Origin of the sequence: Streptomyces sp. NPDC008092, assembly GCF_042957285.1 — a bacterium.
GTDB lineage: Bacteria > Actinomycetota > Actinomycetes > Streptomycetales > Streptomycetaceae > Streptomyces.
Window position 1 is genome coordinate 391,700 of the sequence record NZ_JBIBHY010000001.1, and the last position, 11,920, is coordinate 403,619.

Genomic DNA, 11,920 nt, shown 5'->3' on the forward strand with positions numbered 1-11,920 from the left:
GGGTGGCAGATGGTGTCGGACGAGGAAGCCGACGTGGTGGTGATCGGCTCGGGTATGGGCGGTCTCGCGGCGGCGCGCACGATCGCGCAGTTCGGCGGGAAGCGCGTTCTCGTCCTCGAACAGCACTACACGCTCGGCGGGATGACGCACGAGTTCTCCCGCGCCGGGCGGTACCGATTCGGCACCGGGCTGCATTACATGAGCGCGAACGCCGGCCCGTTCCTCGGGTTCATGACGGACGGGCGGGCGCAGCTCTCGCCGCTGCCGGACGAGTACGACGCACTGCACTTCCCGGAGTTCGACTTCGCCGTACCCAGCACGAAGGAACGGTTCCGTGCACGCCTGAAGGAACGGTTCCCCGCCGAGGCCGACGCCATCGACGGCTTCTTCCGCACCACTCGCCGGGCCATGGCCGGGCTCGCCGCGCGCAATGTCGTCGCATCGTTTCCCGCCGGGCTGCGAAGAACGGGTGCGCCCGTCGTCGAGCGGCTGTTCCCGTCGACGTTCCGGTCGTTGCGGGACCAGGTCGCCCGCAGTTTCCGCGATCCGCGGCTGCGGGCCGTTCTGGCCGCGCGGTGGGGGCTGTACGGCACTCAGCCGGCATCGAGCGCGTTCGGCTATCACGCGGCGGTCCCGCTGACCTTCTTCATGGAAGGAACCGCACATCCCGTGGGCGGCCCGCAGGAGCTCAACCGGGTCGTTCTGGAGATCCTGCGCCGGTACGACGTGGTGCTGCGCTCCCGGCAGCGGGTTCACGAGGTCGTCGTCGAGGGCGGCAAGGTGGCCGGTGTCGACGTCGAGGACACCGCCACCGGCCGCCGTTACCGGGTGCGGACGGACACCGTCGTCTCGGCGGCCGGAGTGCGCAACACGTACGCCCTGATCGGGAAGAGCCACGAACTGGCCGATCTGCCCGAGGAACGGTCGGCGGTCATGCTGTTCCTCGGACTGGACCGGTCGCCGGCCGAGTTCGGGCTGCGCGGCGAGAACCACTGGTTCATGCCGGATCTCGACGACCACGAGGGCGTTCGACGGCTGCCCGGGGAAGGCACGCTGTACGTGTCGTTCGCGTCGCTCAACAACCCGGCCGCCCGGTTCCACACGGTGGAGCTGCTGGAACTCGTCGATCCGAAGGTGGTCGACGAGTGGCGCGGGACGCCCGGGAACGAACGGCCGGAAAGCTACCGGAAGTTCAAGGACGAGCTGACCGGACGGCTGATCGCCCGCCTGGAGGAACGCTGGCCCGGCTTCCGGGAGACGATCGCGTTCGCCGAACTGGCGACGCCGCTGTCGTTCGAGACCTATCAGCACAGCGTGCGGGGATCCTTCTACGGACTCGCGGCGACTCCCGAGCGGCTGCGCTCGGCGCGGGCGGGCTGCCGTACTCCGGTCAAGGGCCTCTTCGTGGCCGGGCAGGACGCCTGGGGGTCCGGCGTGGTGGGCGCGCTGGCGGGCGGGCTGATGGCGGCGAACGCCGTCCTGAAACCACGGCAGCTCGGGACGATGTGGCAGGCCATCCGTTCCGGCGGGACGACCCGGGATCCGGCCACGCCCTGGGAGGGCTATCTGCGGGTGGCCGGCATCGAGGTGCTGACCCCGACGGTCCGGAGGATTCGCTTCGAACCCCTGGCCGGGGACACGATGCCGTTCTCGTTCGCCGCCGGGCAGTACGTGAAGGTCGACCTGCCCGTCGCCGTCGAGCCGATCGAACGGTCGTACTCGATCTGCAGCAGTCCCGGGGAGAGCGGCTTCGTCGAGATCGCCGTGAAGCACGAGCCGGACGGGCTGGGCTCGGGTTTCCTGCACGAGGAACTGGAGCCCGGGCTGGCATTGCGGGTGAGCGGCCCGCACGGCGGGTTCACCTGGGAGCCGGGCTCCGGGGAAGGCGCGGCGGACACGCTCCTGCTCATCGCCGGGGGCGTCGGGATCACCCCGCTGATGAGTGTCCTGCTCGCGGCCGCCGACGCCGGTCACACGGGGCGGATCGTCCTGCTGGCGAGCTACCGGACCGCGGACGAGGTGGTGTTCGGGCCGGAGATCGAGGCGCTGCGGTCCCGGCTGCCGGGGCTGGCGGTGTCGGTCTTCGCGACCGACCGGACAGGGCGGATCGGCCGCGAGGAGTTGCTGCCGCATGCCGGCCCGACGACCCGGGTGCACCTGTGCGGGCCGGCGCCCATGATGCAGGACCTGATCGGCTGCCTGACGGAACTGGGGGTGCCGCGAGAGGCCGTCCGCACCGAGGCGTTCGTGTCGGGCCGGAGCAGGGAGACCCGCCGGGAGAAGGCGCACGCCATCGCCGTCGCCGCCGCGGCGGCGGGGGTCACCGAGTTCGTGATCGGCACGGTGGGCGGCGCCCCGGCGTTCCCGTGCAGCCCCGGGCAGTCGGTCCTCGACGCCGCCAACGCCGTCGGTGTCGCCCTGCCCCAGTCGTGCGGCGAAGGCGCGTGCGGTACCTGTCGGGTGCGGGTGCTCTCCGGCGCCCACGAGACCGACGACCGGGGGATGTTCTCCGCCGACGAGCTGGCGGCGGGCTGGCGGCTGGCCTGCCAGACACTGCCCACCGAGGACCTGGTGATCGGTCAGTAGGACGGGCCGGCCGCGGTCGGCGTCCACGCCGTCCCGTCGACGGCACGACGGACGACGGCTGCTGCTTCCGGCCTGTCCGGTGCGGTGGCACTCGGCGCGTCGCCCGGCTGAAGAACCTGCAGCGCGACGTCGGTCGTCGCGGGCCATGGACGGCAGCGCGGGCGACCCGGTACTGGGAATGGAAAAGGAATGGCCTCCTCCGGCGCGTCCCTGCGTCTGCAGGTTCTCGGTCCGTTGCGGGTCTGGCGGGACGGTGTGGAACTGGACGCCGGTCCTCCGCAGCAGGCCCATCTGCTCGCCGTGCTCCTCGCCCGCGCGGGCGAGCCGGTCAGCATCAGCGAGTTGGTCGACCTGATCTGGGCCGAGGAGGTCCCGGCCTCGGCGGTCAACATTCTCCAGAAGTACGTCGGCGCGCTGCGGCGGCTGCTGGAGCCGGCGTTGCCCGCGCGTGAACCCGGCTCGTACCTGCAGCGTCGTGGCAGCGCGTACCTGTTCGCGGCCGCCCCCGGGACACTGGACGTCGTCAGGTTCCGTGAGCTGGTCGACGCGGCCGAGGACGCCATCGCGGAGCAGCGGCCCGTCGCGGCACTCGACGGCTACCTGGAAGCGGTGGGGCTCTGGCAGGGCTCGGCCGGCGACGGGGTCGCCTACGGCCCGACCGGTATGGCGATCTTCGCCGGGCTGGACGACGAGTTCCACCACGCCTGCGTGGCGGCGGCCGAGCTGGCGACAGGGCTCGGCCGGCCCGAGCAGGTGCTCCCGTCCTTGCACATGGCCGCCCGGATGGCGCCGTTGCACGAGAGAGTGCAGGCGAGTCTCATCGCCGCCCTGGCCGCCGCCGGCCGGCCGGCCGAGGCGCTGTCGGTGTTCCGGACCGTCCGCGCCCGGCTGGCCGAGGAACTGGGCGTCGACCCCGGCCCGGCCCTGGTGGCCGCTCACCTGCGTGTGCTGGAACGGGCACCGGCCGAGGAAAGGCCCTGTGAACCGTCGGCGGCACCCGTCACCGGGGCGCCGACCGCCGACGGCCCGGTCGGCCGGGACGACGAACTGGCCGTGGTGCGGCAAGCGGTGGAATCGGCACTCGCCCGGTCGACAGGGCTCGTGCTCGTCGAAGGAGAACCCGGAGTCGGCAAGACCCGCCTCCTTGAGGAGGCCGGCGCCGAGGCGAGCCGGCGTGGCGCGCTCGTCGTCTGGGGCCGTTGCCTGCCGGGGGACGGCACGCCGTCGATGTGGCCGTGGGCGCAGATCGTCGGCGCGCTCCTGGACGACGTGCCGGCCGCGGCCCGGGGCCACTGGCAGGCCGGCGAACTCGGTCGGCTCGTGACACCGCGCGGCAACGGCCACCCGCCGTCGGCCCTGCCCGACAGCGGCGTCCGGTTCCGCTTCTTCGAGCAGGCTGTCGCGCTCGTCCGTCAGGCGTCCGCGCGGCGACCTGCGGTGCTTGTCGTCGACGACCTCCAGTGGGCCGATGCCGCCTCGCTGGAGCTGCTCGGTCATCTGATGACCCGGCTGCCGGGCGGCACCGCCGTGATCGGGGCGCTCCGCGACCGTGCGCCCGCGCCGGGCCCGGAACTGGGGCGGATGCTCGCCGCGGCGAGCCGGCTGCCCGGTCATCGCCGGATCCCGCTCGGCCCGCTCGGCCCGGTCGAGGTGGCCGAACTCGTCCGCCGTGAGACGGGGCAGGACCCGGGCCCGGGTGCCACCCGCCTCATCCACTCCCGCACCGCGGGCAACCCCTTCTTCGTCCGCGAGCTGTCCCGGTTGCTCGCCGACGGCCATGTCCTCACGGAGGCCGCCGCGGCCCGGACCGCGGTACCGGCCACGGTCCGGGATGTCGTCCGGGACCGGACGGCCGGACTGGGAGCCGACGCCGGAGACCTGTTGCAGACGGCCGCGCTCATCGGCCGTACCGTCGACCTCGCTCTCCTCGCCCGCATCGCCGGCCTGGACCACCAGACGTGTCTGGACCGCCTGGAGCCGTGCGAAGGGCTCGGCCTGCTCCGGCCCACACCCGGGGACCCCTACTCGTTCGGCTTCCCGCACGACCTGGTCCGCGAATCGGTGGCCGAGGACATACCGCCCCCGCGCGCGGCCCGGCTGCACCTGCTGATCGCCGGCGCCCTGGAGCACAGGGCCGCGGACACCGAGCTGGTCGCCGAGCGCCTCGCCCACCACCTGTGGTCCGCCGGCCCCCTCGCGGATCCGGCCCGAACGGCGACCGCGCTCGTCCGCGCCGGCCGCTGCGCGGCGGCCAAACTGGCTCTGGAAGCAGCCGCGCGTCAGCTTCACTCGGCCGCGCAGGTGGCACGGACAGCGGGCCTGGCGGAGCTGGAGCTGGCCGCCCTGTCACTGTTCACCGCGGTGGACGGCATGCGGGCGGGATACGTGGGTTCAGCGGTCGACCAGCTGGAGCGGGCCGAACATCTCTCCCGCGCACTCGACCGGGAACGGGAGGCCGCCGACTTCCTCTACTCCCGCTGGGCCGCGTACGCCCAAGGCATGAGACTGGACCGCGCCGGCCGACTGGCCCGCCGGCTGCTGGAGCAGGGCGAGACGTCCGACGACCCGGTCGTGCGCGTCTACGGCTGGTACGCCTGGGGCATCCACCAGTGGGGTCTCGGCAACATCGGCGAGGCGTTCCGCTACCTGAGCCGGACCGACTGGACCCCGTCGGCCGACCCGGCCCGTCAGGGGGAAGACCCGCTCCGGCGCGATCTGCGGCTGATCGGGGGCGGGATGCTCGCGATGACGACCGCGCTGCACGGCGACACCGACGCGGCGCTGGCCCTGCTCGACACGATGGAGGCCGCCGCAGGAGACGACCCCTACGCGATCACGGTCTGGGCGACCTACTCCGCACGGGTCGCCGCGTTGATCGGCGACCCCGTGCGGGCACTGCGCGCGGCCGAGCGCGGGATCGCCGTGGACCCCGCGTTCTCGTTCGGCTTCCTCGGCAGCTACCAACGGCTGGCCCGGTGCTGGGCGCGTGCCGTGACCGGCGAGGACCCGGCCGGCGCGGCCGCGGAGGCGCAGGACCTGATCGTCGCGTCGCTCTCCGACCCGCCACGCTCGGGCCTGGCCACCTGGTACGGGCTCCTCGGCGAGATGTGGCTGGCGGCGGGAAAGCTGGACGAGGCCGACGCGGTGCTCGACCGGGCGGAGTCGGCCATCGCGACGTACGGCCAGCGCTACGCCGAAAGCCTGCTGCTCCTGCTCCGGGCACGGGTGCTGCGAGCACGCGGCGAGCCGGCCGCCGCTGCCCGGACCGTTGCCGAGCGGGCGCACGCGCTGTCCGTCGAGCGCGAGGCCCACCTGTTCGCCCGCCGCGCCGGGGAACTGCTGGCCGAGCTTGCGGACAACACAGCCCGCTGACATCCGCGTTCCCGACGTCCACACCTCTGCGCCCGGACCCCGAGCGATGTGCACCGACGATCCGCAATGCTGCGGTCGTCGGCAGGCACCTCGTGGCCGTCACGACGGGGCAGTCGACCGATCCTGACCGGGGACCGGCACGTCGAAGCAGTTCAGCACCATCGCGATGAGGCAGTAGCTGCCGACGAGGAAGACGAGTTCGCCGACCCCGTCGTGGCCCAGCAGCTGTGTGGCCCGGTCGTATGTCGAGTCCGGCAGTATGCGCCCGGCGGTCAGCGCCATCGCGACGTCGTGGGCGACGGCCTGTTCGTCACTCAGCCCGGAGGGCCGCCCGCCCGCCGCCAAGGTCGCGATCTGTGCTGCCGGAAGGCCGACCTGATCCGCCGTCTGCTCGTGTGCGTACAGCAGGTACCGGGCGCCGTAGGCGCCGCCGACGGTGAGGATCGCCACCTCGCGAACGACGGGATCGAGGCGGGCCTCGGCCGCGACCGCCCGCTGCAGAAACAGAGCCGGAACCCCGAACGTGGGGAAGTGCAGCATCGCCGCGAACGGCCCGACGAGCGCGCCGTCGTCGTCGAGGATGACGACGCGGTCCTGCTCCTCGGTGACGAGGCCGGCGATGCCGTCATGCACCTCGCGGAGTCGAGGGTCGAGCTCATCGGGTGGGATGGGTCGAATACGCATAGGACGCTTCTCCTCAGAGTCCGTCGGTGTACTGGCCGTCGATGAGTACGAAGGCGACCCGGCAGTTCGCGGCCGACCGGTTTGCCCATGCGTGGTTGGTGCCGCGCTGAATCACGATGTCCCCGGGGCGGACGACGGTCTCGTCGTCGTCGAGGACCAGCGTGAGTTCGCCCTCGACGACGATCCCGTAGTCGATCGTCTGCGTGCGGTGCATCAACGGATGCGGGGCGTCGGCAGCGGCCCGCGCGGCGTCGGCGCCGCCCATCTCGCCGAACTTCTCGGCCGCCTCGGCCCCCGTCAGGTTCCGGATCCGGTCGTCCTCCGGAGGGAAGTCGATCACCCGGATGCGGGTGCCGCGCTCGGGAGGTCCGAGCACCAGACCGTCCTCCGCGGGCTCCCCCGACTGCCGGTCGATGACGGCCGGCGTCTGGCGTGTGTTCCACACCTCGTAGAAGGTCGGGCCACCAGGGCCGCCGATCTCCACCACGCGAGTCGGCGGTGCGTCCTGCGTGATCACCGCACGGTCGGACGCGTCATGGCCGGTCACGATTCTCCGGAACGGTTTCAGTGGACTCATGAGGTAAGTCCCGCCCCTTTCGGCTTACTTGGGCATTCAAGGTCGTCACGTCGGTGCGGTGGGCAGCCCGGCAGGCAGTGGCGCCGCCGCACACCGCAAGCCTGGCGCCCTCGACTTGACACGGAGTGAATCGTCTGCGGACGGTGCTCCACCGCCCGTAAAGTCCGTCTCGCTACGCACGCTTGGCGGGAAGGGCGCAGACCGACGTCGCCCTCGCCCGCATGAGAAGTCGGCATGCGCGGGCGTGGTCGAGCCCTGCCGCACCCGGCGGTGGAATTCGGCCGGTCCACGTACACTCGCTCGAAACCGGCACTGGCGAAGACCGGGTCGTGTCCGTCCCGGGATCGAGGAGGATAGCGGTGCCAGTCCTTGCAGCCCGGTCCGGCGGGGCAGATCGGCCGGCCGGGAGCGGCTCGCCGTATCTGCAGATCCTGGGCCCGCTACGGATCTGGCGCGACGGTGTCGAACTGGGCGCCGGGCCACGCCAACAGGCATACCTCCTGGCTCTGCTGCTGGCCCGCACCGGCAGGCCGACCAGCACGACCGAGCTGATCGACCTGATCTGGGGCGAAAACGCCCCCTCCACCGCCTTGAACGTACTTCAGAAGTACACCGGCGCGTTGCGACGGCTGCTCGAACCTCCGCTGCCCGCCCGCGAAGCCGGCTCGTTCCTGCACCGTCGCGGCAGTTCCTACCTTTTCACCGCCGGCCCCGCCACGCTGGACCTCGTCGCCTTCCGGGAACTCGTCGACGCCGCCGGAGCCGCGCAGGCGCGGCACGATCGCGAAGCGGCCCTCGACCACTACGTCGGAGCGCTCGGGCTCTGGCACGGCCCGGCGGGCGGCGGCATCGCCGACGGGACCGTCGCCGCGACGGTCTTCGCCGCACTCGACAACGAGTTCTACGACGCGTGCACGGCGGCGGCGGAGCTCGCCGTGTCGACGGGCCGACCGGAGCGGGTGCTCGCGGCTCTGCAACTGGCCGCGAGAATGGCCCCGTTCAACGAACCCGTGCTGGCCGGTCTCGTCGGCGTTCTCGGTGCTGCCGGCCGCCAGGCGGAGGCGCTGTCGGTGTTTCGTCAGGTCCGCGACCGGCTCGCCGACGAGCTCGGCATCGACCCGGGGCCGGCGCTGGAGGACGCACAGCGGCGGATTCTCACCCAGCCCCCGGCGGCGCCGCCTGTGCGGGAGGCGGACGAGGGGGCCGGGCGGACCACGGCGGCCGCCTTGATCGGCCGGACCGAGGAACTCGCCACGCTGCGGCGCATGGTGGAGCGCGCACTCGCCGGCGACACCGCGATCGGCATCGTCGAAGGCGAACCGGGCGCAGGCAAGACCCGGCTGCTGGAGGAGGCCGCCGCCGTGGCGGACCGGCTGGGCGCACTCACCGTCTGGGGCTCCTGCCTGGAGGGCGACGGGACACCGTCGATGTGGCCATGGGAGCAGGCGCTGAGCCAGGTCGTGCACAGCCTGCCCGCTCCGGCGGGCGAGGAGTGGCTCACCGGCGGGCTGGGAAGCCTCCTCGCGCCGCGGGAGGACGCGACCCGGGAGGTTCCCGACGGCAACGCCCAGTTCCGGCTGTTCGAACAGGTCGTCGCCCTCGTCGGACAGGCCTCGGCGCGGCGGCCGACCCTTCTGGTACTCGACGATCTCCAATGGGCCGACGCCACCTCCCTGCGGTTGTTGCAGCACCTGGCGGGGCGGCTGCCCCACGGCACCGCGATCATCGGCGCGCTGCGTGACCGCGCACCCGCACCCGGCCCGGAACTCTCCCGGGTGCTGGCCGCGGTCAGCCGACGGCCCGGTCACCGGAGGTTCCGGCTCGCCCCGCTCGGCGCGGCCGACGTGGCCGAACTCATCCGCCACGAGGCCGGCCGGGATCCCGGCGACGCCGTGGTCCGCGCCATCCACGCCCGCACCTCCGGCAACCCGTTCTTCGTCCGTGAACTGTGCCGTTTCCTCAGCGGCGGCGGCGCCATCGGCGACGGCGGCACGTCCGCAGCGGCCGGCGTCCCCACCACGGTCCACGACGTCGTCCGCGACCGGATGGCCGGACTCGACGACCGCGCCCGCGACCTCCTGCGGGTGGCCGCACTCATCGGCCGCGACGTCGACCTCAGGCTGCTGTCCCGCGCCACCGGGGTAGCCGTCGCGGACTGTCTCCATCGCCTGGAACCGCTGTACACCCTCGGCCTGCTCGAACCCGGGCCGCAGGATCCGTCCGCACTCCGCTTCGCGCACGACCTGGTCCGCGAGTCGGTCTCCGGCACCGCGACCACACAGCAGGCCGCCCAGCTGCATCTGCGCATCGCGGACGCGCTCGAACAGACCCATGCCGACGACGAGGACGTCGCCGAGCAACTCGCCTACCACCTGTGGGCCGCAGGCCCCCTCGCCGACCCTGTTCGCGTCGCGGAGGCGCTGATCCGCGCCGGGCGCCGCGCGGCGGCCAGACTCGCCTTCGAGTCCGCCGGCCGACGGCTGCGCTCCGCCGCACAGGTCACCCGGGCTTCAGGACTCATGGAGCTGGAGTTCTCCGCCCTCACGCTGCTCGCCATCGTCGCCAGACGAGAGGCCGGGTACGGCGCCTCGACCTTCGATCTGCTGGAGCGGGCCGAATACCTGGCCCGCACCCTCGGCCGGGAGGCGGAGGCCGCCGACTTCCTCTTCATCCGTCTGATCGGCGCCCACACCTCCATCGAGAACGGCCGTGGGCAGCTGGCCCGCCGCATGCACGAACTCGGTCGGGCGTCCGCCGATCCGGTCGTCCGACGCTACGGCCGGCTGGCCTGGGGCCTGCATCAGTGGGACACCGGCAACATGGGCGAGGCGTACCGGGCCTTCACCGAGGCGGATGCCGCCGCGGCCGACGGCGCCGTCGCCCCGGTCGAAGAGACACCGCTCCGGCGGGACGGCAGCACCATCAGGGAAGGGCCCTTCATGCGGGCGGTCATGACCGCGCTGCGCGGAGACGTCGACGCGGCGCTGGCTTTCGTCGACCCCTGGGACTCCCCGGGGGACCCGTACGCGGTCTCGGTCCGGGTCTACTACACGACCATGATCGCTTCCATGGCCGGGGACGCCGAGACGGCACGGCGAACCGGCGAGCGGTGGGCCGCCGCCGGCCTCGCCCGTCTCCGCACCCAGCGGGACCACTACATCCGGCAGAACTGGTGCTGGGCACGCGCCCTCACCGGCGAGGACCCGGCCGGCGCCGCAGCCGAGGCCGAGGAACTCCTGGCCGCCCACCTGCTCCATCCGCCGCGGTGGGGCATCACCTACCACTACGCGCTGATCGCCGAGATGTGGCTGGCAGCCGGGTCGCCCGATCGGGCCGAGGCCGCTCTCGACCGAGCCGACCGGACCATGCGGGACTACGGCCAGCGTTACGCCGAAGGGCTGCTCCTGCTGCTGAGGGCGCGCCTGCTGCAGGCCCGCGGCGCACCCCGCACCGCTGTCCGGGCCGCCGCCGAACGGGCCTGCACGCAATCCACCGCGAGTGAGGCGCACCTGTTCGCGCGACGGGCCGAACGACTCCTCTCAGGACCTGACGGCGATGCGTGACCGCAGGCCCCTGAGGAACAGAGCGGGCTGACGGCCCCGGCCCAGCCGCGGCAGGGCCCCGACGCGGCCGACGCTCCGCTGCGGGCACAGGGCGTCTGCGCCGGGCAGCGGCAGCACCGGCCCGACATGCGCGAAAGCGGCTTCGCTCCGTGCCGGCTTCGTGTCCGCGGGCTGGTTCGGTGTGCTGGACAACAACGGAACTGATGGTGAAGCGGCCGCTGAAGGGCGCCCGGACTTCTGTTCAGTGCTCGTCAAGTGGCCGGTTCTACGTTGATCCGAGATCACCACTGAGAACACCGGACACCGAAGGGTGCACATCGATGACCACAACTCGCCGGGGACTGTTGGCCGGATCCGCCGCGGTGGTGGCGGGCGCCGCACTCGACGCGCCCGCCGCCCAGGCACACACCGGAAGCGGCAGTGGCAGCGGCCAGAAGCCCACCGTTGTACTCGTGCACGGCGCGTTCGCCGACGCCTCCGGCTGGAACGGGGTCGCCTCCAGGCTCGTCCGCGACGGCTATCCGGTCATCGCACCGCCCAACCCACTGCGCAGCGTGGCCTCCGACTCCGCCTACCTGGCCGGCATCCTCGCGACCCTCAGCGGCCCGCTCGTCCTCGTCGCGCACTCCTACGGCGGGATCGTCGTCACGAACGCCGCGGCCGGCAACCCGAACGTGAAGGCGCTGGTCTACGTCGCCGCGTTCGTGCCCGATCAGGGTGAGACGCTGCTGGGCCTGCAGACGAAGTACCCGGGAAGCAGGCTCAGCGAGGAGGCGCTGGACTTCCGCCCCTACGGTGAGGGCCTCGTCGACGGCTACATCAAGAAGGAGCTCTTCCACGACGTGTTCGCCGGGGACCTGCCGAAGACGACCGCCGAGCTGATGTGGGCCGGCCAGCGGCCGGCGGACGTGCGCACCCTCGGCGAGCCGTCCGGCGCCCCGGCCTGGAAGACCATTCCGTCCTGGTACCTCGTGGGCCGCGACGACCAGGTGCTGCCCCCGGCGGCGCAGCGGTTCATGGCGCGCCGGGCCGGCGCGCACACCTTCGAGGCCGACACCTCGCACGTTGCGATGATCGCGCGGCCCGCGGCGACGGCCGCCCTCGTCAAGCGCGCCGCGCGCTGACACCGGGAGGGGGC

Annotated in this window: 6 protein-coding genes; 4 read left to right on the forward strand and 2 right to left on the reverse strand. The window is 72.8% G+C overall.

Features of this window, described 5'->3' with window-relative positions; translation table 11 throughout:
* Positions 1-9 precede the first annotated feature (9 nt).
* Positions 10-2,586, forward strand: a complete 2,577-nt coding sequence (locus ACFZB3_RS01705; RefSeq protein WP_391368012.1) for an FAD-dependent oxidoreductase — start codon at positions 10-12, stop codon at positions 2,584-2,586.
* A gap of 189 nt (positions 2,587-2,775) precedes the next feature.
* Complete coding sequence (locus ACFZB3_RS01710) at positions 2,776-5,958, forward strand: BTAD domain-containing putative transcriptional regulator (protein ID WP_391368015.1); 3,183 nt, start codon at positions 2,776-2,778, stop codon at positions 5,956-5,958.
* Between the two features lie 99 nt (positions 5,959-6,057).
* Here ACFZB3_RS01710 and ACFZB3_RS01715 read toward each other — a convergent pair whose 3' ends face one another.
* The gene (locus ACFZB3_RS01715; RefSeq protein ID WP_391368017.1) at positions 6,058-6,591 is read right to left on the reverse strand and encodes a carboxymuconolactone decarboxylase family protein; all 534 of its coding nucleotides are present in this window, start codon (positions 6,589-6,591) and stop codon (positions 6,058-6,060) included.
* Between the two features lie 64 nt (positions 6,592-6,655).
* Positions 6,656-7,189 carry a cupin domain-containing protein gene (locus ACFZB3_RS01720; protein WP_391368019.1) on the reverse strand — a complete coding sequence of 178 codons (534 nt, stop codon included), beginning with the start codon at positions 7,187-7,189 and terminating at the stop codon, positions 6,656-6,658.
* A gap of 389 nt (positions 7,190-7,578) precedes the next feature.
* On the opposite strand from ACFZB3_RS01720, the gene ACFZB3_RS01725 reads away from it, so the two are divergent.
* Positions 7,579-10,782: a BTAD domain-containing putative transcriptional regulator gene (locus ACFZB3_RS01725; RefSeq protein ID WP_391368022.1), complete on the forward strand. Its 3,204-nt coding sequence runs from the start codon at positions 7,579-7,581 to the stop codon at positions 10,780-10,782.
* 320 nt (positions 10,783-11,102) lie between these two features.
* On the forward strand, positions 11,103-11,906 hold the full coding sequence (locus ACFZB3_RS01730) for an alpha/beta fold hydrolase (RefSeq protein WP_391368025.1): 804 nt from the start codon (positions 11,103-11,105) through the stop codon (positions 11,904-11,906).
* The last annotated feature ends 14 nt before the right edge of the window (positions 11,907-11,920 follow it).

Bases quoted from the DNA above. Each gene is read 5' to 3' on its own strand.
- ACFZB3_RS01710 (WP_391368015.1), top strand. From the start codon at position 2,776: ATGGCCTCCTCCGGCGCGTCCCTGCGTCTGCAGGTTCTCGGTCCGTTG.
- ACFZB3_RS01730 (WP_391368025.1), top strand. From the start codon at position 11,103: ATGACCACAACTCGCCGGGGACTGTTGGCCGGATCCGCCGCGGTGGTG.
- ACFZB3_RS01705 (WP_391368012.1), top strand. From the start codon at position 10: ATGGTGTCGGACGAGGAAGCCGACGTGGTGGTGATCGGCTCGGGTATG.